The organism is Frischella perrara, assembly GCF_000807275.1.
Lineage (GTDB): Bacteria > Pseudomonadota > Gammaproteobacteria > Enterobacterales > Orbaceae > Frischella > Frischella perrara.
Genome location: NZ_CP009056.1, coordinates 2,353,078 through 2,377,150 on the forward strand (window position 1 = coordinate 2,353,078; position 24,073 = coordinate 2,377,150).

Below are 24,073 nucleotides of genomic sequence, written 5' to 3' on the forward strand. Positions count from 1 at the left end.
CCCAATATTTACCAAGTTAATACAATAATTAACATGATTATAGGCATATTGACGGGAATATTACCAATCGGTAATTCTGATTAACATATTGATATGATTAAATAAATTTCAAACCTTAACTTAATATCATATGCTCAGATAAATAAAAAAAACCGCCGTAATGGCGGTTTAAATATGCTTAGCTTTGTTATTATTCATTCCAACTATCGCGTAAACCGACAGTACGATTAAAGACCAATTTATCGTCACTTGAGTATTTACTATCTAAACAGAAATATCCTTCGCGTTCAAATTAATAGGCTACTGCTGGCTCACTATTACGTAGGCTAGGTTCAACTAACCCCTGTTTTATAATTAATGAGTTAGGATTTATTGTTGTTAAAAAGTCATCAGCCGCCCCTGGATTTGGTGTGTTGAATAAACGATCATAGAGACGGATTTCAGCAGGTAAAGCAAATTTAGCTGATACCCAATGAATGACACCCTTAACTTAATTTTTTCATTCTCTTCCACCCAATATTTACCAAGTTAATACAATAATTAACATGATTATAGGCATATTGACGGGAATATTACCAATCGGTAATTCTGATTAACATATTGATATGATTAAATAAATTTCAAATCTTAACTTAATATCATATGCTCAGATAAATAAAAAAAACCGCCCTAATGGCGGTTTAAATATGCTTAGCTTTGTTATTATTCATTCCAACTATCGCGTAAACCGACAGTACGATTAAAGACCAATTTATCGTCACTTGAGTATTTACTATCTAAACAGAAATATCCTTCGCGTTCAAATTGATAGGCTACTGCTGGCTCACTATTTCGTAGGCTAGGTTCAACTAACCCTTGTTTTATAATTAATGAGTTAGGATTTATTGTTGTTAAAAAGTCATCAGCCGACCCTGGATTTGGTGTGTTGAATAAACGATCATAGAGACGGATTTCAGCAGGTAAAGCAAATTTAGCTGATACCCAATGAATGACACCCTTAACTTTGCGACCATCTTCTGGGTTTTTATTTAATGTTGCTGGGTCATAACTACAATAGATAGTTGTTATCTCGCCATTCTCATCTTTTTCAACACGATCCGCTCTAATGACATAAGCATTACGTAAACGAACTTCTTTACCTAAAACCAAGCGTTTATAATTCTTGTTTGCTTCCTCGCGGAAATCGGCACGATCAATAAATAATTCTCGTGTAAATACAACTTCACGATTTCCTAATTCTGGTCGGTTTGGATGATTTGGCATATTCAGAACCTCATCTAAATGATCTGAATAGTTTTCAATAACGACTTTAACTGGATCAATAACAGCCATCGCACGTGGAGCATTTTGATTCAGGTCTTCACGCACACAGAATTCTAACGTGCTCATTTCAACCGTATTCTCTTGTTTCGTCACACCTATACGTTGACAAAAATCACGGATTGCAGCCGGTGTATATCCCCTACGTCGCATTCCTGATACTGTTGGCATACGAGGATCATCCCAACCATCAACAATTTTTTCAGACACTAATAGATTAAGCTTACGTTTTGAAGTGATAGCATATTCTAAATTCAGTCGAGAAAATTCATATTGATGCGGTCTAGCGCTAATCGTAATGTTGTCTAACACCCAATCATATAGACGACGATTATCTTGAAACTCTAAGGTACATAATGAATGAGTGATGTTCTCAATAGCATCTGAAATACAATGGGTAAAATCATACATTGGATAAATGCACCATTTATCGCCTGTTTGATGGTGGCTGGCAAATTTAATTCGGTATAACACCGGGTCACGCATGACAATAAATGGAGAAGCCATATCAATTTTGGCTCGTAAACAGGCTTTACCTTCTGCAAAATCACCATTTTTCATTTTATTGAATAATGACAGATTTTCATCTATTGAACGATCACGATAAGGACTATTTTTGCCCGGTTGGGTTAAAGTGCCACGATATTCACGGATCTCATCAGGTGTCAATTCATCGACATAAGCTAGACCTTTCTCAATCAACTCGATTGCATAGTGATAAAGCTGATCAAAATAATCTGATGAATAACGAACTTCGCCATCCCATTTAAAACCTAACCATTGCACATCATATTTGATTGACTCCACATATTCGACATCTTCTTTTGCTGGATTGGTATCATCAAATCGAAGATTACATTTACCACGATAGTCTTGAGCGATGCCAAAATTTAAACAAATCGATTTAGCATGACCAATATGCAAATAACCATTAGGTTCTGGTGGGAAACGGGTTTGGATAGTTTTATATTTAGCCTCAGCTAAATCGTTATCAATAATTTGACGTATAAAGTTAGTTGGACGAGCCTCAACCCCACTCATGACATTATCCTCTAATTCTTAATATGTATTGCCAATATGCAATAAGCTAAAATAAATTGTTAGTGAATATAACAAATTTTTCTAAGTTCGGGAATGTTCTTAAATCAGAATTATATTTTATATAATTAAGCCAATGCGATATTGATTAGCATAATGAATAAAGCACATAAAAATAGCAGCAACTAAATTATCCCGTTCTTTCATCAAAAGTGATTAATGTAATTGTAAAATCAAAGCAATAGATAAGAAATTGATTTATAATGATGAAAAATTTGTTTTTCAGGTAATTGAGCTTTATTGTGAATAGGTATACTGCCTCTTTAGCGATCGTGACAATGTTTATCTTTACTTCATTTTCATTACGCGCAGAGCCTCCATCATTTGGATTAGGTGTTAGTGCCAGTGATTCTCCTTATAAAGGTTATGGGAGTCAATACGATCCACTACCCCATATTGATTATGATAATGGTAAATTTTTTATCGATGACACAAGTGTTGGTGCTTATCTTTATAATCATCATCAACAAGAACTTTCAATTGGGTTTAATTATTTATCTTCAGAATTCAAACCAAGTAATAGTGATGATAGACGGCTAAAAAAATTAAATAAACGCCACTCTACTTTAGCATCAGAATTGTTATATGAAATAACGACACTAATTGGCGTTTTTTCTACCGGACTTTCTGTTGATTTATTAAATCAAAGTCACAGTGTTTTAATTGATACTAATTATACTTTTCCGATTTTTTATAAAAACTGGACCTTTATTCAAACAGGCGGTATAAATTGGGCAAATACTCAGCATAATAATTATTATTATGGTGTTTCGCATCGTGAAGCAAATCGTTCAGGTTTAGCTTATCATCATGCTAAAAGCACTCTTTCACCTTATCTTTCTTTTACGGCTAATTATCATTTAACTGGACATATCAATACATTTGCTGGAGTTAGAATAGATAAACTAACAGGAGATGTTAAAAATAGTCCTATGATTGCTAATAGTACGATTCCCAATCTCTATGTTGGTATAAATTACCAATTTTAAGGCATTATAGTTGGATTTAATTTGTACAAATATAAATTTGTGTCAAAATTGTTAAATCATATTATGCTGAATTTTTAATTCATTTATTCGTTAGGAAAAAACTATAACTATGCTTTGGTTTAAAAACGCGATTATTTATCAGTTAAATAAAGATAATCTTTTAGATAAACAAGCCATTGAACAAGCGGTTAACGCTTGCCCATTTATACCATGTAGTAATATAGAAAGCACTCGTTCTGGATGGGTTTCACCTTATGGTGAAGGTGAAAATAATCCTTTATTAGTTGAAATTGATGGTCAAATATTATTACGACTAAAAAAAGAGATAAAAATACTCCCAGCATCGGTCATCAAGCAAGCTTTAAACGACAAAGCAGCTCAGCAAGAACAATCATTAAACCGTAAGTTAAAAAAATCAGAAAAGCTAGCGCTAAAAGATGAAGTATATATAGATTTGTTACCGCGTGCATTTAGTAAGTATCAATTTGTCTGGTTATGGATTGATACCAAACAAAAACAAGTCATTATTGATAGCAGTAGCTTTAAACAGGCAGAAGACATACTAGCTTTACTGCGTAAAGAGATGGGTTCTTTAGCATTAATACCTTACTCCACAGAAATTCCATTAGAAAAAAGCCTAACCACATGGGTTAAACAATCATTACATTTTCCATCTATATTATTGGGTGATGAAATTGAATTAAAAGATGCTATTGAAGAAAACATCATCGTGAAATGTAAGAATCAAGATGTGGAGAGTCAAGAAATCTTTGTTCATATTGATTCAGGTAAACAAGTTAGCAAAATAAAATTGATTGATGAAAGTGGCGTTAGTTTTATCTTAAATCGAGATTGGACTCTCAAACGAATTAAGTTTGATAATGTTATCTTGGATAAGAATGAAGAATTTCTACCAGAAGAAAAAAATCTTAAATTAGATGCTGACTTCATATTAATGTCGAATACTCTGTTAAAAACATTCGAAACGTTGAAAAATATTATAAACAAGTTATAACTATTTAAATATATTGGAATTTCCTATTGTAAAAAGAAGATAAACCATTTAATTATAAAATTGTTGTGATATACTATATCATAGTATTTATGTATGAATTACGATATAAGAAAGAGGTTAGCTGAACTCTCTGTAATTTATATAAAATACGGGGATAATGTTTTCAACAACAAATTAGTTGAGGGATAAAATGAAAAAAACAACTTTAGCACTAGCAGTGGCAATTGCTAGTATGTCATGTGTAGCAAATGCTGCAATACCTGAAGATACATTCTATGTCGGCGGTAAAGTCGGTTGGTCTAAATTCTTTAATACAAAGTCTCAAAAAGTAGACGATGCTAGAAAAGTAACGAACAACCGTGTTGGTGGTGGAGCTTTCATTGGTTTCCAAGCTACTCCATACTTAGCTGCTGAATTAGGATATGACTGGCTTGGTCAATTAGAATATAAAGGTCACCACAAAAGTAAAGTGGGCAAATTAACTGCTCATGGTGTATCTCTTACTGGTAAAGCTAGCTACCCATTAGCATTCATTTCTGATGATTTAGATATTTACGCTCGTGCGGGTGCTTTCGTTCATATTACCAAATGGAAACAACCACATCATAGTGGAAGCAGTGAAACTAATGTTTCTCCTGTATTTGCATTAGGTCTTGATTATCGTCTAAACGATGACTTTTCAACTCGTTTAGAATATCAATGGGTTAACCAAATGCACAATGATGGACCAACTAAACCAGATAATGGTCTTTTAGCATTTGGTGTTACTTATAACTTTGGTTCACCACAAGCACCTAAAGCCTCTGAACTTCTTGAAGTACGTGAAAATCGTTTCGTACTAAATGAAGATGTTTTGTTTAACTATAACAAAGCGGAATTAAAATTTGAAGGTCAAGAAGCTTTGAATAAACTAGTTCGTGATTTAGTTAAAATTAACCCATCTGAAAGTGCAATTATCGTTATTGGTCACACCGATCGCATCGGTTCTGCAAGCTATAACCAAAGACTTTCCGAACGTCGTGCTCAATCAGTTAGTAACTACCTAGTTTCTCAAGGTGTTCCAGCTGGCTTGATCGCTGTTCGTGGTGCGGGTAAAACTCAACCTATTACAGGTAATAAATGTAATGCACTTAAAGGTGCCGATCTTAAAGCATGTTTAGCACCAGATCGTCGTGTTGAGATCGAAGTTAAAGCTAAAACAGTTGAAGAAGTTGTTATTGACGAGCGCAAAGACAACACTAAATAATTGTATAGTAGTTAAAACTACTATCAACAAAAAACCCGGCTTACCGGGTTTTTTTGTTGATTATTTAGTTACATTGATTAAAATAGCAAGACTAAATTTGTTTCTCAAAATTATATAAATATATATCAAGATTATTCATTCGTAACTTTTTGTTATTTACATTTTTTCTAATTCACGACCCTTATCTGTGAATAATTAGTACAATCAAACATATTGGAGTTATTGTGTCTACGACTGTCTGGCAAGAATGCCTATCGCAACTTCAAGAAGAATTAACTTCCACTGAATTTAATCTGTGGATAAGACCATTACAAATTGAAGCTGATGATGATAATCTTTATCTTTATGCTCCAAATCGCTTTGTATTAGATTGGGTTAAAAATAAATATTTACCTACTATATCTGCTATAATAAATCAATTAATGAATGGTCAACCACCACGGTTATCAATTGAAGTAGGTTCATTACGTCAATCTCATAGTGATCAGAAAAACACTGATCAAAATGTAAAACCAAAGCCTACAATGCCTTCTATTAAAAGTCAGCCAGTAAAAAAAACAGAGGAGATTGTTTACCGTTCTGGCATTAATCCTAAACATACATTTGCTAGTTTTGTGGAAGGTAAATCTAATCAATTGGCAAATGCCGCTGCCAAACAAGTAGCAGAAAACCCTGGTAAAGCCTATAATCCATTATTCGTATACGGTTCAACAGGTTTAGGTAAGACTCATTTATTACATGCAGTAGGTAATCAAATTATTCAAAACAAGTCCAATGCTAAAGTTATTTATATGCATTCTGAACGTTTTGTACAAGATATGGTTAAAGCATTACAGAATAATGCCATTGAGGATTTTAAACAATATTACCGTTCCGTTGATGCATTATTAATAGATGATATTCAATTTTTTGCTAATAAAGAGCGTTCTCAAGAAGAGTTTTTCCATACTTTTAATGCCTTACTCGAAGGAAATCAACAAATTATATTGACATCAGATCGTTATCCAAAAGAAATTGATGGTGTTGAAGACCGATTAAAATCTCGTTTCGGTTGGGGGTTAACTATTGCAATCGAACCACCTGAACTGGAAACACGGGTAGCAATTTTAATGAAAAAAGCAGAAGAAAATCATATTAAACTTCCAGAAGAAGTGGCTTTTTTTATTGCTAAACGATTACGTTCTAATGTACGAGAATTAGAAGGTGCTTTAAACCGAGTCATTGCAAATGCCAATTTTACCGGCAAGGCGATTAACATAGATTTTGTTAAAGATGCATTAAAAGATCTATTAGCACTACAAGAAAAACTAGTTACTATTGAAAATATCCAAAAAACGGTTGCGGAATATTATAAAATTAAGGTATCTGATCTCTTATCTAAACGCCGATCCCGTTCCGTTGCCAGACCAAGACAAGTTGCTATGGCTTTAGCAAAAGAGTTAACCAATAAGAGCCTACCTGAAATTGGTGATGGCTTTGGTGGTCGAGATCACACAACGGTATTACATGCATGCCGTAAAATTGCAGAATTAAGAGAAGAAAGCAACGATATTAAAGAAGATTACTCTAATTTAGTTCGTACACTTTCAACATAACTATTTTTAAATAAAGAAACCATTATGAAATTCATTATTGATCGAGAAAAACTTATCAAACCATTACAACTGGTCAGTGCGCCATTAAGTAGTAGGCCAACATTGCCAATTCTTGGTAATCTCCTATTACAAGTTGATGATAATGTACTATCAATGACGGGTACAGATTTAGAAATAGAGATGATCACCCGATTACCACTTTATGAAATCAGTGAATCGGGAGCCACCACGGTCCCTGCACGGAAATTCTTAGATATTTGTCGTAGCTTACCGGCTAATTCACAAATTGCCATTAAACTAGAAGATAATCGTTTAACCATTCAATCTGGTCGAAGCAAATTTGCATTATCAACTCTACCAGCAAGTGATTTTCCTAATTTAGAAAATTGGCAATGTGATGTCGATTTTTGTATTCCACAAAAAACGTTAAAACAGCTAATTGATTCGGTTCAATTTTCCATGGCTAGTCAGGATGTCCGCTATTACCTTAACGGAATGTTATTTGAAACTGAAAATAATCTATTAAAAACTGTTGCTACTGATGGACATCGATTGGCCGTTTGTGCATTACCTATTGGACAAACAATCCCAACTAGCTGTTCTGTTATTATGCCGAGAAAAGGTGTATTGGAATTAGCTAAGTTAGTAAGTGATAATGATGAATTGATTAATATTCAAATTGGTAGTAATAATTTGAGAGTCAATTTATCAGACATAACGTTCACATCTAAACTTATTGATGGACGTTTTCCTGACTATCGAAAAGTGTTGCCACGTAATCCTGATAAAATCCTTGAAGCTCCGTGTGAAGTACTAAGAAGTGCATTATCACGAGCTGCTATTTTATCTAACGAGAAATTCCGTGGAATACGTCTTTATATTCATGATAATCGAATTAAAATTACGGCTAATAACCCCGATCAAGAAGAAGCTGAAGAAATTATTGATGTTAAATATAATGCTGAACCACTAGAAATTGGTTTTAACGTTACCTATTTGTTAGACGTTCTTAACGTCTTAAAATGTGAAACAGTTCGTATGCTATTAACTGACTCAACATCAAGCGTACAAATTGAAAACATCAATAATCAATCTGCGACGTATGTTGTTATGCCTATGCGTTTGTAAATTTACTATCCGTATATTGCTCTACTTTGTATTCAATATACGGTGTCTATTCTTACATTATGACCATTGCTCAAATCAAAATTCATCATTTCCGCAATATTGATTTTGCTGATATTACGCCTTCGCCTGAATTTAACTTTATCATCGGGAATAATGGTAGTGGTAAAACTAGTTTTCTTGAAGCCATTTACATGCTAGGACATGGTCGAGCTTTTAGACATCAAGTATCAAGTCGCATTATTCAACATCATCAGTCTGAGCTGATTTTATTTAGTAAGCTGATTAATGCCAACCTGCAATCCCATAGTATTGGACTTTCTAAAACTCGCGATGGTAAAAATAAAATTAGGATTGATAATGATGATGGGTATAGATTAACTGATTTAGCAAAATTGCTACCTTTACAATTAATTACTCCCGAAGGATTTGATCTGTTAACCGGTGGTCCAAAATATCGGCGAGCATTTATTGATTGGGGATGTTTCCACCATTATCCTGAGTTTATTGGTCTTTGGAATAACTTGCGTCGACTACTTAAACAACGTAATGCACTTTTAAAACAAGCTTCATCATATCAACAATTATTACCATGGGATAAAGAGCTCATTCCCATTGCGCATCGCGTTAGCGAAATCCGAGCCGATTATTTAGCCCAAATTAAACCTGACATTATCAATACTTGTGCGGAATTTTTACCCGAATATCAACTTGATTGCCAATTTTATCAGGGTTGGAATTCCGAACAAAATTATGGGGAATTATTAGCTGAGCAATTTATTCGTGATCATACCGTAAATTATACAACTATTGGACCACACAAAGCTGAACTTAGGTTAAAAGTTAACAATATACCAGTAGAAGATCTTTTTTCACGTGGGCAGTTAAAATTATTGTTATGTGCCTTACGGTTAGCTCAAGGTGAATTCTATGCTAGGCATAAACAACAACCCTGCTTATATCTGATCGATGATTTTGCTTCTGAGCTTGATTCTATTAAACGCAATCTCTTTGCTAAACGATTAAAATCAATGCATTCTCAAGTGTTTATTACCGCGGTTGATCGGGCGCAAATCAACGAAATGATCAGTGAAAATGACAAGATTTTTTATGTAAAATCTGGTACAATTAGCCTATAAAATACTCTTATTTATAAATAAAATTTTCTAGCGAGAAATACATGTCTAATTCTTATGACTCCTCGAGTATAAAAGTACTTAAAGGACTTGATGCTGTTCGTAAACGTCCGGGTATGTATATCGGTGATACCGATGATGGTACCGGTTTACATCATATGGTTTTTGAAGTTGTTGACAATGCAATTGATGAAGCACTTGCCGGTTATTGTAATCATATTGAAGTCATTATTCACACCGACAATTCAGTTTCTGTGCGCGATGACGGGCGTGGTATCCCAACAGGTATTCATGAAGAAGAAGGTGTGTCAGCAGCCGAAGTTATCATGACGGTATTACATGCTGGCGGAAAATTTGATGATAACTCTTATAAAGTTTCAGGTGGTTTACATGGTGTTGGTGTTTCTGTAGTTAATGCCTTATCTGACAAATTAGAATTGATTATTTATCGAGAAGGTAAAAAACATCATCAATTATATAATTTAGGAGTACCTCAAGCACCTTTAAAAGTCATCGCCGATACCTCTGAAAGTGGGACTTATGTTCGTTTTTGGCCTAGTCCAGAAACTTTTACCAATATTGAATTTGAATACGAAATCCTAGCAAAACGATTAAGAGAATTATCTTTCCTTAATTCTGGGGTATCAATTAAATTAATTGATGAACGCACAGGCAAGAGTGAGCATTACCATTATGAAGGTGGTATTCGTGCCTTTGTTGAATACCTTAACAAAAATAAAAACCCGATTCATCCAAAAGTGTTTTATTTTAGCGCCGAAAAAGACGGCATCGGTGTTGAGGTTGCTTTACAGTGGAATGATGGTTACCAAGAAAATATTTATTGCTTTACCAACAATATTCCACAACGTGATGGTGGTACACATTTAGCGGGTTTCCGTGGTGCTATGACTCGTACGTTAAATACCTATATGGAAAACGAAGGTTATAGTAAAAAAGCAAAAGTAAGCGCAACCGGTGATGATGCACGAGAAGGTCTTATTGCGGTTGTTTCGGTAAAAGTGCCTGATCCAAAATTTTCATCACAGACAAAAGATAAACTAGTTTCGTCTGAAGTTAAATCCGTTGTTGAATCAATCATGGCGGAGAAGCTGTCTGAATATCTTCTAGAAAATCCATCTGATGCGAAAATTGTTGTCGGCAAAATTATTGACGCTGCACGTGCACGTGAAGCAGCACGTAAAGCACGTGAAATGACACGCCGAAAAGGTGCGCTTGATCTAGGTGGTTTACCCGGTAAGCTTGCCGATTGTCAGGAAAAAGATCCTGCATTATCTGAACTCTACTTAGTGGAAGGGGATTCGGCAGGCGGTTCTGCTAAACAAGGTCGTAATCGTAAAAATCAAGCGATATTACCGTTAAAAGGTAAAATTCTAAATGTTGAAAAAGCTCGCTTTGATAAAATGCTCTCTTCACAAGAAGTAGCAACTTTAATCACAGCCTTAGGTTGTGGTATTGGTCGCGACGAATATAATCCTGACAAAATGCGTTATCACAGCATTATAATTATGACCGATGCTGATGTTGATGGTTCACATATTCGCACATTGCTATTGACGTTCTTTTATCGCCAAATGCCTGAAATCATCGAAAGAGGTTATGTTTATATTGCACAACCACCACTATATAAAGTGAAAAAAGGTAAACAAGAACAATACATTAAAGATGATGATGCGATGACGGAGTTCCAAATTACTCTAGCATTAGAAGGCGCATCTTTACATGTTAATCCACATGCACCAGCATTAGCTGGAGAGCCTTTAGAACGATTAATTGCCGAATATCAAAAAGTTGAAAAACTGATTGTAAAAATGGAACGTCGTTATCCAAAAGCTCTTCTTGCAGAATTGATTTATCATCCTGTTCTAACTGAAGCAATACTTCAAAATGAGCAACAGGCTGAAAGTTGGGTTAAAACGCTGGTTGATACTCTACAAGATAAAGAACAACATGGTAACCTTTATCACTACGCGATTAGTTATAACGAAGAAAAACAGTTATATATACCAACTGTAAAAATAAGAACTCATGGGGTTGATAACAATTATCTGCTTGATCTCGCATTTGCTCACAGCAATGAGTATCGCAATATTTGTCACTTAGGTTCACAATTAAAAGGTCTAATTGAAGAAGGTGCCTTCATTCAACGAGGTGAACGCGTTGAACCAGTCACTCATTTTGAGGATGCTGTAGAATGGCTAATTAAAGAATCACGTCGTGGATTAACTATCCAACGCTATAAAGGGTTAGGTGAAATGAATCCTGAACAACTTTGGGAAACTACTATGGATCCAACTAGTAGGCGCATGTTGCAAGTGACAATCAAAGATGCGATTGCAGCCGATCAACTGTTTACTACCCTTATGGGCGATGAAGTTGAACCAAGACGCGCCTTTATCGAAGAAAACGCTCTAAAAGCAGCAAATTTAGATTTTTAGATTGATTGCTATTTGATAATAAATATAGAATAAATACAAACCAGACATGTTGTCTGGTTTTTTATTTTTCAATTCAAAATCGGCTAATCATCAGTGATGATCAATAATGAACATTACTAATTTTTATACGGTCGTTTAAAAAGCTAGCATAAATTAGATATTGAAAAGAGAATTATAATGTTATCTATTCCATTGCATATTTAATAATTTGTTTTTTCAAACAATTAAGTCGATTAATAGCATTCATGCCAACTCCTCTGGTCACATTTTTTATAGGGTTGTTACCGTTGAAAATATCTTGAATACCTTTCATTGCAGCCATCATGATTAAGGTATCTTTATGCCGGTTGAGTTGATAATAACGGTAATAACGTGATAAACCTATATCATGATGTTCTATATAATGACTATTAATCAGATCAGTTAACTGCTTAGAATCTTGAAAACCTAAATTAGCTCCCTGCCCTGCTAAAGGATGAATAGTATGTGCTGCATCGCCTATTAGAATTAATCGTGATTTAACGGTGTTCACACAATAACGTGCAATTAAAGGGAAGGTATAACGCTCGCTGATTAACTCACATTGTCCAGTATAATGTTCAACAATTTGATTTAGTTGATAATTAAATTCATCATTAGTTAACCCAACTAACCTATTGGCATTTTGTGGGTTGGTTGACCAAACTAAACAGCTTTCGTTAGATTTCCATAATGGTAAAAAAGCGATGATTCCTTGCGGATAAAAAATCTGTTTTGCACAGGCTTGATGGGCTATCTCTGTTCTCACGGTAGCAATAATCGCGTGGTGCTTATAAGGCTGAGTGAACATTTTAATTTTCTGTTGCTGACGAATAAATGAATTAGCGCCATCCGCAGCAATAATCAATTTAGCTGCAATTTGGTTTCCATTGGCAAGTTGAATAAAACCACGGTCAGAACTAAAAAATAGATCGGTCACCTTCTGATAGAAAAAGTGAACTTGTTTTTGTTCGGCAAGTTTATGATATAGCGTATTTTGAATTAATTGATTTTCAATTATATATCCTAAGTGGGAATGCGGATATGCAACGCTATGTTCGTTAAGAGAGGCAAAACCATCAACTTCCTGTACATCAATGCTATCAAATGGTTGAACTCTATTACTTGCAAGTAAATCATTCCAAATACCAATTTGCTGAAAATATTTCTGACTGGCATAATTAATTGCCGAAGCTCTGATTTCAACCTGATGCTCATCAAGTTCTCGGTATAATTGATGATTATCAGAAATAATTGCAATCTTCATGCCTTGCTGATACAAACCACAAGCTGTGGCTAAACCAATCATACCACCACCCACAATGGCAACATCAAAATCGACCACCCTAACCTCACATCCAATTAACGTTTATTTAAGCGATCATACCATATTTTAAATATTTCTATCAGCGATTAACGCTAACAAAATTACCATAAAATCCTATTAGAATTGTTAATAATGTTATAAATGGATCAGGTTATCGGAAAAAATTGATCTTAAAATGCCTTCTCATTATTACATATTAGGACATTTACAAGGGATAATTAACAATATTTACATAATATTCATATAGTTATAAAGAATAAATTCATCTATAATAGTTACCCCAACATTTTGTACCATAATAGAATAGGAAGAATAAATGAAAACTAATAAAAGTGTGCAAAATTTTAAGCAACGCCTTGCGGAGGTAATGCAAGATAATTCCATTGCAAGTTTTGCAAAAAAATGCGACATGTCGGAAACGGTAATACGTGATTACTTATCAGGAAAAACATATCCTTCTTTGAATCGCTTAGCGCTTATAGCTGAAAAATGTGGGGTCACTTATACTTGGCTAGCATCAGGATATCATCCACAGGATATCGATCTCATTGAGGATAGTCAGAATTATAATGACCCAATCCACCGTATTCCCGTTTATAGTAAACAGTGCCCTACGCTTGAAGAAGCAAGTACACAAAAATATGTTCGCGGTACACCACCTGTAATGAATTATCCCGTGTTAAACGGTTGGTTAGACTATAGAGGATTAGATGCTAATCAATTAATTCTATATTGGGCTAAAGGTAATATGATGTCGCCTGAAATCAAAAATAATAATGGATTACTTATTGATACTACCCCAAAAGATATTGTTGACGGTAGTATTTATCTCATTGAATACTTAGATATTACGATGATAAGGCGTATTAGATTAACACTAGATGGTTGGATTTTATTAGGAAATAATTCCGATTGTGAAACCATTACTGTAAATCGAGAAGATTTTAAAAATTATCACATTGTCGGCAATGTAGTACAAATCATTAAAGATCTTTATTAATTTCGTTCATAAAGATACTATTTAAACTTGTTATATAACCCTGCTTAATCGGGTTATATAACTTTTTTAAATTACATTAGTTAAATATTTTAATATCTAAAAAGACTATTGATTGTCTTACTAGTAATCATTTAGACTACCAAAATAAACAAGCCAAATTTACATTAGTATCTGCTTACAGATTAATAATAACTATATTGAGACAATATCGTGAAATTAAACCAGTTGCGTTATATTGTAGAAGTTGCTCGTTGCGGTTCCATTAATGAAGCAGCTAAAAAACTCTACATTACCCAACCTAGCCTATCAACTGCTATTAAAGAGTTAGAAGAAGAATTTAATATTAAGGTTTTTATTCGTACTACTAAGGGGGTTTCACTAACAACCGAAGGAATAGAATTCTTAGGCTATGCAAAACAAATACTTGATCAGGCTGAACTACTTGAACAACACTATAATAATAAAATACCATCAAAGCAACTTTGTAGTATTTCTACTCAACATTATGCATTTGCAGTAAACGCTTTCGTTAATTTAATTAAACGAAATCATACTAATGAATATGAATTTACTTTACGAGAAACACGAACTCACGATATCATTACTGACGTTGCAACCTTACGAAGTGAAGTTGGAATTTTATATCTAAATGATTTTAATCAAAAAGTAATTAAACGTTTATTAAAAGAAAATCAGCTTACATTCTCACCTTTATTTGAAGCTGCTCCTCACGTATTTATTAGTACCCAACATCCTTTATCAGGACAGAGTATTATTTCTTTGGAAGAACTTGATGACTATCCTTATCTTTCATTTGAACAAGGTGAATATAATTCATTTTATTTCTCTGAAGAAATACTTAGTACTATTTACCATAAGAAAAGTATCCATGTCAGTGATCGTGCAACGCTTTTTAATCTACTTCATGGTTTAAATGGTTATACGATTAGTACAGGCGTTTTGAGTACTGATCTAAATGGCTCGGATATTGCATCTATCCCTTTAGCAACAGATGAACGTATTCTTGTCGGTTGGATTACATCACAAAAAGTGCAACTTAGCCAATCTGCATTAAGTTATATTAATGAACTTAAAATCTTAATTCAAGATTATGGATTTAAATTAAGATAATTGATAATAAAAATTATTTCTTACAGTGTATTTTCTTTAACTTTTGAGATAAAATTTTATTACCTTACTACTACATACAATTTATTATGAAAAACTATAATATTTATAAACATCCGGATGGAAAAATTGAAGCTGTTAAACAAGGTTGGTCTTGGCCTGCATTCTTTTTTGGTTGGATTTGGGCGCTAATTAAACAATTATGGATGGTTGCAGGTTTATTAATTGCGTACGCAATAATATCATCTATTGTTATACAATTAATGATCCTCCCTTCATATGATTATTATGAATATGGCGGACAAGATTTATCTCAAGCTTTTCTATTACAGAGCATATCATTACTAATTCAATTGGGTATTGCGATCTATCTAGGTGTTAAAGGTAATAGTTTACGAGAAGCAAATTTAATTAAACGTGGTTATGAATGCATTGGTAATATAAATGCAGTCAATCCAGATTCAGCAATAAGTGACGCTCTTAAAAATTAATATTTTATAGAATATAATATTGATTATTTTTTAATAAAAGAGAAATCATCAAGTGATTTCTCTTTATCCATTTGTATTTATTTACCTTTACTCATCCTTTGCGTGATTACCAATTTAATAGAGCAAATTTCCGTATTATGCTATTGACTTTTTAAAGATTAATCAATCATTATTGTTATCAAATAACTTAAATAAAATAGAGTAATACAGGAGTAAAATATGAAAATTGGTATTATCGGTGTCGGTCATTTAGGTTCAGCTATTTTACAAGGGTTAATCACTAGTCAATATGTTAATGCTCAAGATATCCTAGTTAGTGGCGGTAAAAGTGGCAGAGCTAAACAGATAGCAGCCCAGTTTGATTGTCATTTTTGTATCAATAATCGAGAACTCGTACAACAAGTTGACGTAATTATTTTAGCTGTTATTCCTCAAATATTGCCTAAAATATTAGAGGAAATTAGTTCCGCAATCTCGCAAGAGCAAATTATTATATCGACAGCCGCTTCTTTTACGCTGGCGCAAATTGTTAATAGTCTTCCTCTAAATGTTGCAGTCATTCGAGCAATTCCAAATATTCCAAGTAAAGTTTGTCAAGGTATGACTACAATTAGTGCAGCTAGCAATGTTAGCTTAAAACAACTAGAGTTGGTAAAACAGTTATTTAGTGCAATCGGTAAAATTGCCATTGTTGAAGAAAATAAATTAGATATCAGTAGTACCGTTACTGGCTGCTCACCTGCATATGTTGCACTTTTTATTGAAGCTTTAGCCGATGCCGGTGTTTATGCGGGTTTATCTCGTGAAGAGGCGTATCTTATGAGTAAACAGGCGGTCTTAGGTGCAGCAAGCGTTTTACTTGAACATGATATGTTACCAGCCGAGTTAAAAGATGGAGTCTGTTCACCGGGAGGTACAACTATTCGCGGTATTGCACAATTGGAAAAATTCGGTTTGCGAAATGCCGTAATTGAGGCTGTAAAAGCATCTGCAAAGATCAAAGACTAATGGTTAGAATGTTTAAACTCGCTCAACAACTGTTATTATACGACTCATTGAGCGAGGATAGAAAATCAGCATTATTTTTGACTAAATTCTTTATCATTTAGTACACGGAGTACTTCCATATCGCTTTCCCCTTTGATCACTAACGATGCATCAGAGCGAAGACAAGCACCGCCATAATGCCCACCAACTGTGAAAGTACAGATTTGTAGGTATTTATTGGCAACTTTAGGTAAACAACAAAGTTGTTGGTAAATATTTTCTTGCTTTGCAAAACGACCATTCGTTCTGTCTAATATTTGTTCTTTGCCATTTATTAATTCAATATTACTACCACAGCGACCAGCAATCGGTTTTACTGCATAGCCGTTGTTAATTAAATGCTCATTAAGCTCAAATGTAGATTCTAATAAATAACGATGATTTGGGAATAACGACCAAAGTACGGGAGAAATAGCTTTATTACTAGGAATAACTGTCCATAATGGTTCAAATACTAGAATTTCAGGTCGTAATAATACATCAATCAATCGCACTTTATCTTGTGGATGACCGGTTCGGATTGGTGGTGCAGCGATCTGCGATTCACTTTCTTCACGTAACTGTTCTAATACTGTTTCCCAAGCCCATGTTTTCCAAACACATTTTACTTGGCGATCGTCATTATCGACGACTCGACCACGGTTATCCCAATGCAAATCATCTAATCCATGCAAAATTTTACTATCAAATCCAGCCTGACTAAGCGCCTTTTGCATAAATAAGGCATGGTAATTTTCTTCATTGTTATTATCTTGCATGATATGTACAAAAGATTTTGCATCACTGTGTTTCCAACAATCAACCAAACTATCTAGCAATGCATTACCTGGATTATTTCCATTAGTTAAGCCTCCTTGTTCCGCCCATTTTTCAGTAATTAATCCACATTCTGTATGACAAGAAGCTGAATCAGCATTATATTCATAACTTTTTAATCCATGTTCATCCATACAAAAATCAATACGTCCACTGATCATTTGATAACGACGTTTCTGCCAAGATAAACGTACCCGTGGCCATAAAATCTCTGGAATATCAAAATTGCGTAATAAATTGTCATCTTTTAATACTTTATCGGTAGCATGCAGATACATTAAATGCAATTCATTAGTAGCCCGAATTAATTCCTGCTCAGCGCTAGCTGAAATTGTGAAATACTGATAAGGATCGCTCTGATTGATCTTGTGTCCATTAGCTAATACATAGGCATGCTCAACAGGATCATTTTCATCTAACCATTTACCACTAAATTGCCCATGGTTTTCAAGGTACTGACAATGAATTGAACGATATGGGAGTGGTGTTATTGGCTGCGGTAAACTATAAGTTGTATCATCAGTTTGAATCATCCATCCTAAAATGACAGTATCATCAAAGTTATCTTCTAAAAAGTAGTGTCCATTTTGTACTTTTAATTTAAGCTCTCTCGTCCACTGCTGACCAACCGGTAAACGGCGATGAATTACATTTTGTTCGACAATACGAACTTTATCATCAAAAATCTCGGTTATAATTGCAACATGTCCCGTATGCTCAAAAATCCCACCTTCTTGCCAAATGAGCAACGCGCCAGCAATAGGTGGTTTTTGACTACCATTGGCAAATGCTTGTAAAGGTAACAATGCTTCATCGACAACCCGACGTAAAATTCTTAAAGAAAAGATCTCATAAGCCATTCCAACATCAGTAAATACCATGCCATAATTGAGATATAAAAATCGGCGAGCAAATTCAACGCATTGCCATTTATATCCCATATATTCATGTCCAATGTAACTACGATAAGATGTATCTTCTGGATAATTGTCTTTATGAATAGTTGTATAATCTGAAGAATAGATGGCAACACCACCAGGTGCAAAACCCAATAATGTGCCAAATGGTTCGGTTTCATTAACAATAGTTACTGACATGATATAAGCCTTAATCTATTATTGCTTTAAAAGTAGCCTATATCATATGCCAATTTATCCGTAATCTCTACCTGAAATCACTTCATGAGCAACCGAATAAAAATTGATATTTATTACTTAAAACCGTCTAAAAGATCGTTCAAAAGGTAATGAATAAAATAGTTTAAATACTATAATTATGTACTATATAAAGTAATAAGGTTGAGGCAATGATCCACATTATAAACGCAATAATCATCTCAATAACACGCCATACTTTTGGTCGCATAAAATAGACTGACAATTTTTGTGCACCATAGCCTAAGCTATAAAACCATATTCCTGAAGCTAGCATTACACCAATCATAAAGAACACCTTTTCCATATTATCAACAATAGTTACTGATACACCGCCAATAATAACTACCGTATCTAAATAAACATGAGGATTCAGTAAAGTAATGCCAAGTGTCGCCATGATGCTCTGAAATACTGATGTTTTTTTTGTGCCATTTTGATCTAATGTCAGATTGGAATTGCCTCTTAAAGCAGAACGAAAAGATAAAAATCCGTACCAAATTAAGAAAATTGCGCCGGCAAATGTAAGAATAAATAACAGAATTTTATTTGCACTAATTATTTCACCGACTCCAAATATCCCCATACACATAAGGAAAAAATCACATATAAAACATGTTGTGCAAATCCAAAAAATATTATTTTTTAACAATCCTTGTTTTAGGACAAACGCGTTTTGCGCACCAATAGCACAAATCAATGATAGCCCTATGGAAAATCCTTTAAACATGGTTAAAAACATTGTATTTCCTATATCAAATAACAAAGTAAAAAATGGAATAATCTATCATAAATATCATCATTATTATAGATAACCTAGGTTGTTTGCAATATGCAAAATTTAGCAACAAGTTTTGAATTCATTTATTGCGATAAAGCCTGATCTTTTATTGTAATAGACATTAAATAAGTTAATAAATATACAATTAACTTATTTTTAATTAAGAACATATATCCTCATAAAATTAAAAAACTTAGATCTTGATTTAGATAAATATCATCAATCATTTTATAATGAGATCTATATCAATTAACACAGATAAAATAGCTGAAATCAAATGACAATAAGGGTATGCTATATCGGTTGAATTATATTTTGTCGCATTAGCTCTTTGTTTAGTCTATATATTTTACTTGAGCGATTAAGGTTCTTAAGTGAATAAGGTTAAAGTAGCGAAGCTACCTGCTTCAACAATATATTGTGACAATAAATGAGATATAGCAATAATACAATGCAATATTTAATTAACCCTATGTTTATAAACCTGATGTCAGACAAGGAATAATAGAAAATGACTAACCTAAAGATTATCGCAGTAGGTGAATATTTATGGGATTATTTACCCAACGGCAAAAAAATAGGCGGAGCTGCGGCTAATTTTTGTTATCATGCCAAATCAGCTGGTGCACAAGCCATACTAGTTTCGGCTGTAGGTAATGATGATAATGGTCGTGAATTACTTAATCAGCTTAATATTTTAGGAATCCCTCATGATGTCCAAACGTCGACTCATTATGAGACAGGAAAGGTAATGGTCGAACTTGATGCTGCGGGTAAGCCAACTTATAACATTATTAATCCCGTCGCTTGGGATGACGTTCAACTCACCGAATCATTACAAAAGCTGTTGAAAGACGACATTGTGGCGATTTACTTCGGTAGTTTGATTCAACGCAATAAAAATAATCATCAATTATTAAAAACCATTGTAACAAGTTTACCATCTAACATTAAAATTATTGTTGATATTAATCTTAGACAAAATCATTATACCTATGAGATTCTACGTTTTTCCCTTGAACACACTCACATTCTAAAACTCAATGATGAAGAACTACCCGTTATTGCCGATTTGCTTAATATAAAAGCAGATCCTAACGTACTGTATGATTATCTACATAAAAACTATCAACTTGAATTGTTGATTTATACCTGTGGTAGTGAAGGTAGCTATCTGATTAGTGAAAATGAACAAGATTATTGTCCTGCGGAAAAAATCACACCAATTGATACCGTAGGCGCTGGAGACTCCTTCATGGCGACAGCGAGTATACTGTATTTAAAAGGCAGAAAGTTAAAAGAAATTAATGCTAAAGCAAACCACATTGCAGCCTACGTCTGTACTCAAAGTGGACCGATGCCTCTAATGCCTGAAGAGATGGTGAAAGACTTGTAATATATTGATTATTAAATCCGCGACAGCAAGTTGATTGCATTGTTAACTATTATTTAAATATCAGTAGTACTATATTTAATCGATACCCTCCCTAAATGTGACCATTAATCCTACACATTTAGGAAGGGATTAAACCTTCCGTTGGCGCTGTAATCTATGTTTTCACAATGCCCCAACTATTGCATGTGGTAAATATAGCTCTTCTAGATATTTAACATCTTCATCCGTCAATTTAATCTTTAAAGCGCCAATAGCATCGTCTAAATATTGTGTTTTGGTTGCACCAATGATCGGCGATGTTACCCCTTTTGCAAACTGCCATGCCAAAGCGATTTGAGTCATTGTTACTTGATATTTATTTGCCAAATCTTCAACTCGTTGCACAATGTGACTATCGGCTTCCTGCGTTTTATCGTATTTGGACATTGCCGTTGTATCAGTTTTACTACGCATTGTATCTGCTTTCCATTGTTTACGCGATAATCGACCCGCAGCTAATGGACTATATGGCGTTAAAGCTACATTTTGTTGTCGACAAATAGGAATCAATTCCCGTTCATCTTCTCGATAAAGTAAATTATAATGATTTTGCATAGATACAAAGGGGGTTAATCCTTCTTGTTCCGCCAGTAATTGCATATTATAAAATTGATAACCATACATTGCTGACGCACCAAGTGCTCGAACTTTACCGGCTTTAACTAACTGATGTAAAGCCTCCATAGTCTCCGCAATGGGAGTTGTATAGTCAAAACGATGAATAATATAGAGATCCAAATAATCGGTTGCTAAACGCTTTAGTGTTCCATCAATTTCTTTCATGATGGCTGTTTTAGAAAGATGATTCTCATTAAAATAGACTTTGCTCGCTAGCACGACTTTATCACGAGCAACATTTTTCTTCAGTGCTCTAGCAAGATAATCTTCACTAGTACCTGCTGAGTAACAATTAGCTGTATCAAAAAAATTGAGACCAAGATCAAGCGCATGTTTAATGATTGTTTCTGATTGTTCTGGATTAAGCGTCCAAGCATGCATTTGACTAGCTGGATCGCCAAAACTCATACAACCAACACCAAATCGCGACACATAAATATCGGAATGACCTAATTTTACATAATCCATACTAAAATCCTTCTGCTGATGATCAGTTAAGTTACTTTAAATTAGAAATCAACAAAGCTTAAAACATAACATCATATTACGCCCTTTTCCCTTAAAATAAATGGGTTTTTACTATATAACTTTGTTTTCAAAATTATTGTTGGAATATCGATCGCAAACTCTCATTTTTGGTCTATGCTTAAATAATCTGTAATATACTATATTACAGATTATTTGTTTTATCGGATAAAAAGATGGATATAAGATTAACCAAGCGCGATAAACACTATATTGAAGGAACTGAGGACGTGTATGCAATTATGCAACGTATATTATTACGTGAAAATAAAGTTGATCAAGAAAAGGAACATCTTTGGATGATTGGCATGAATCAAGCTGGTTATATTTTATATATAGAATTAATTGCATTAGGTACATTTCGTTCTGTGGACATTGAACCAATGAATGTATTTCGTGTTGCAGTTATGAAGAATGCCTCTCGCGTTATTCTGATTCATAACCATCCTTCAGGCTCATTAATACCTTCGGATAACGATAAAGATGTGACAGATCGTCTCATTCAAGTCGGTCGGATTTTAAATATTGAACTTACAGATCATTTGATTATTACACCATTTAACTACCTTAGCTTTCGTGCAGAAAAACTCATGGATAAGCTTGAGAAAAGCATAAAATACGTACCTACCTATAAAGTGATCGAGCAAATTCGCAAAGAAGAACGGAAAATTACTAGAGAGAAACTAGCTATCGCCAATAACAAAATTAAAGCAGAAAAAGACAAAACCAAATTAGCGCGAGAAAAAGCTAGAACAGAAAAAGAACGTCGCAAAAAACTTGAATATAATATGATAATTACGTTGTTCGAAAAAGATATTTCCATAACTGATATCGCTAAAATAATGGGCATAACAACGAAAAAAATAGAGAAAGTTGTGATCAGTCGAGAATAACTGATTTTATTTGAATACATAGAGCTATTTCTAAAATAGCGAATATACAATTCATTTTATCTTCAGTTTAACTCCCCCACCATCAACCCGATTTTGGTGAAGAATTGGTTAAATATGTATTGGCTAAATGGGATAAGCGTCGGCATGAGGTAAGATAGTATAATCAGGCCTAATAGTAATGTCGCCGGATAGCCAACAACAAAAATAGAGAGTTGTGGGGTCATGCGATTTAGAATGCCCAGAGCCATATTCATGATTAATAATAATGTCATTAAGGGTAGTGCCAACATAATGCCGTTAATAAATAGCAGTCCACTCGAATCAATCAAAGTTAAAAAGCCATTAGCATTAAGCGGTATAGTATTGATAGGAATAATGTCAAAACTCTGGCTTAAACAATAAAGTAACCAAAGATGGCCATCAAGACTTAAAAAGATAAGTAAAGTAATTATATTAAACAAACGTGATAATACTGAGGTTGATGGCCCGCCAATGGGATCATAGAAAGTTGCCATACCGAGTCCCATTTGCATGCCAATGAGTTCCCCAGCAATGCGTAATGTCATAAATGCCAATTGCATGGTATATCCAATAACAACACCAATGATAATTTGTTGGGCAATGACCCATATACCAATTGGAGAAAATAACGCGATTGTTAGATGGTTATTTGCTATAGGTAATAATAATGCAATTAATAATGCTATCCCTATTTTTACTCGATTAGGCACCTCTTTCTCGCCAGTAATGGGAGCAACCATAACTAGCGCTAATATGCGAACAAATGGAAAAAAGTACTGTTGCGCTAACGTTGAGAAATCAAGATTAAATAGGTTGTCCATACTTGATCTACTTAAAGC

The 24,073-nt window shown here is 34.0% G+C and carries 19 protein-coding genes and 1 pseudogene; 13 read left to right on the forward strand and 7 right to left on the reverse strand.

The genetic code is table 11. The annotated features are described in order from the left end of the window. Positions 1 to 190: 190 nt before the first annotated feature. Both FPB0191_RS12615 and glnS read right to left on the reverse strand, forming a co-directional pair. A pseudogene (locus FPB0191_RS12615) lies at positions 191 to 490 on the reverse strand (glutamine--tRNA ligase); the annotation flags it as partial. Between the two features lie 212 nt (positions 491 to 702). Continuing rightward, on the reverse strand, positions 703 to 2,361 hold the full coding sequence (gene glnS / locus FPB0191_RS10175; RefSeq protein ID WP_039105839.1) for a glutamine--tRNA ligase: 1,659 nt from the start codon (positions 2,359 to 2,361) through the stop codon (positions 703 to 705). Positions 2,362 to 2,660: 299 nt separating this feature from the next. Between glnS and FPB0191_RS10180 the strand changes: the two genes are divergently transcribed. The 7 genes from FPB0191_RS10180 (at position 2,661) to gyrB (ending at position 11,980) form a co-directional block, all read left to right on the forward strand. Further along, entirely contained in the window at positions 2,661 to 3,407 is a 747-nt protein-coding gene (locus FPB0191_RS10180; RefSeq protein ID WP_146202378.1) for a MipA/OmpV family protein, read from the forward strand. A 109-nt stretch (positions 3,408 to 3,516) separates the two neighbouring features. Further along, on the forward strand, positions 3,517 to 4,422 hold the full coding sequence (locus FPB0191_RS10185; protein ID WP_039105844.1) for a recombination-associated protein RdgC: 906 nt from the start codon (positions 3,517 to 3,519) through the stop codon (positions 4,420 to 4,422). A gap of 190 nt (positions 4,423 to 4,612) precedes the next feature. Further along, the gene (gene ompA, locus FPB0191_RS10190) at positions 4,613 to 5,668 is read left to right on the forward strand and encodes a porin OmpA (protein WP_039105847.1); all 1,056 of its coding nucleotides are present in this window, start codon (positions 4,613 to 4,615) and stop codon (positions 5,666 to 5,668) included. 224 nt (positions 5,669 to 5,892) lie between these two features. Then, entirely contained in the window at positions 5,893 to 7,263 is a 1,371-nt protein-coding gene (gene dnaA / locus FPB0191_RS10195; protein WP_039105849.1) for a chromosomal replication initiator protein DnaA, read from the forward strand. 24 nt (positions 7,264 to 7,287) lie between these two features. Beyond that, positions 7,288 to 8,391, forward strand: a complete 1,104-nt coding sequence (gene dnaN / locus FPB0191_RS10200; RefSeq protein WP_039105852.1) for a DNA polymerase III subunit beta — start codon at positions 7,288 to 7,290, stop codon at positions 8,389 to 8,391. 59 nt (positions 8,392 to 8,450) lie between these two features. Beyond that, entirely contained in the window at positions 8,451 to 9,527 is a 1,077-nt protein-coding gene (gene recF, locus FPB0191_RS10205; RefSeq protein WP_039105855.1) for a DNA replication/repair protein RecF, read from the forward strand. A 41-nt stretch (positions 9,528 to 9,568) separates the two neighbouring features. After that, positions 9,569 to 11,980 (forward strand): DNA topoisomerase (ATP-hydrolyzing) subunit B, encoded by a 2,412-nt coding sequence (gyrB, locus tag FPB0191_RS10210; protein WP_039105857.1) that lies wholly within the window; start codon positions 9,569 to 9,571, stop codon positions 11,978 to 11,980. 184 nt (positions 11,981 to 12,164) lie between these two features. Here the strand turns inward: gyrB and FPB0191_RS10215 are convergent, their stop codons facing one another. Continuing rightward, positions 12,165 to 13,343: an FAD-dependent monooxygenase gene (locus FPB0191_RS10215; protein ID WP_039105859.1), complete on the reverse strand. Its 1,179-nt coding sequence runs from the start codon at positions 13,341 to 13,343 to the stop codon at positions 12,165 to 12,167. 298 nt (positions 13,344 to 13,641) lie between these two features. Between FPB0191_RS10215 and FPB0191_RS10220 the strand changes: the two genes are divergently transcribed. From FPB0191_RS10220 to proC, 4 genes are all read left to right on the forward strand, one after another. Next, positions 13,642 to 14,325, forward strand: coding sequence for a LexA family transcriptional regulator (locus FPB0191_RS10220; RefSeq protein WP_039105861.1), 684 nt, complete (start codon positions 13,642 to 13,644; stop codon positions 14,323 to 14,325). Between the two features lie 210 nt (positions 14,326 to 14,535). After that, positions 14,536 to 15,456 carry a LysR family transcriptional regulator gene (locus tag FPB0191_RS10225; protein WP_039105863.1) on the forward strand — a complete coding sequence of 307 codons (921 nt, stop codon included), beginning with the start codon at positions 14,536 to 14,538 and terminating at the stop codon, positions 15,454 to 15,456. A gap of 86 nt (positions 15,457 to 15,542) precedes the next feature. Next, on the forward strand, positions 15,543 to 15,944 hold the full coding sequence (locus FPB0191_RS10230; protein ID WP_039105866.1) for a DUF2628 domain-containing protein: 402 nt from the start codon (positions 15,543 to 15,545) through the stop codon (positions 15,942 to 15,944). Positions 15,945 to 16,163: 219 nt separating this feature from the next. Beyond that, on the forward strand, positions 16,164 to 16,952 hold the full coding sequence (proC, locus tag FPB0191_RS10235; protein WP_039105868.1) for a pyrroline-5-carboxylate reductase: 789 nt from the start codon (positions 16,164 to 16,166) through the stop codon (positions 16,950 to 16,952). Between the two features lie 71 nt (positions 16,953 to 17,023). Here proC and gss read toward each other — a convergent pair whose 3' ends face one another. Both gss and FPB0191_RS10245 read right to left on the reverse strand, forming a co-directional pair. Further along, entirely contained in the window at positions 17,024 to 18,904 is a 1,881-nt protein-coding gene (gene gss / locus FPB0191_RS10240; protein ID WP_039105871.1) for a bifunctional glutathionylspermidine amidase/synthase, read from the reverse strand. 163 nt (positions 18,905 to 19,067) lie between these two features. Beyond that, on the reverse strand, positions 19,068 to 19,703 hold the full coding sequence (locus FPB0191_RS10245) for a LysE/ArgO family amino acid transporter (RefSeq protein ID WP_039105872.1): 636 nt from the start codon (positions 19,701 to 19,703) through the stop codon (positions 19,068 to 19,070). Between the two features lie 550 nt (positions 19,704 to 20,253). Here FPB0191_RS10245 and FPB0191_RS10250 point away from each other — a divergent pair. Next, entirely contained in the window at positions 20,254 to 21,138 is an 885-nt protein-coding gene (locus FPB0191_RS10250) for a PfkB family carbohydrate kinase (RefSeq protein ID WP_039105873.1), read from the forward strand. Positions 21,139 to 21,300: 162 nt separating this feature from the next. Here FPB0191_RS10250 and FPB0191_RS10255 read toward each other — a convergent pair whose 3' ends face one another. Next, positions 21,301 to 22,263: an aldo/keto reductase gene (locus tag FPB0191_RS10255; RefSeq protein WP_039105874.1), complete on the reverse strand. Its 963-nt coding sequence runs from the start codon at positions 22,261 to 22,263 to the stop codon at positions 21,301 to 21,303. Positions 22,264 to 22,496: 233 nt separating this feature from the next. Between FPB0191_RS10255 and FPB0191_RS10260 the strand changes: the two genes are divergently transcribed. Then, entirely contained in the window at positions 22,497 to 23,213 is a 717-nt protein-coding gene (locus tag FPB0191_RS10260; protein WP_052236935.1) for a JAB domain-containing protein, read from the forward strand. A 62-nt stretch (positions 23,214 to 23,275) separates the two neighbouring features. On the opposite strand, the gene fliR is transcribed toward FPB0191_RS10260, so the two are convergent. After that, the gene (fliR, locus tag FPB0191_RS10265) at positions 23,276 to 24,055 is read right to left on the reverse strand and encodes a flagellar biosynthetic protein FliR (protein ID WP_039105877.1); all 780 of its coding nucleotides are present in this window, start codon (positions 24,053 to 24,055) and stop codon (positions 23,276 to 23,278) included. Between the last annotated feature and the right edge of the window lie 18 nt (positions 24,056 to 24,073).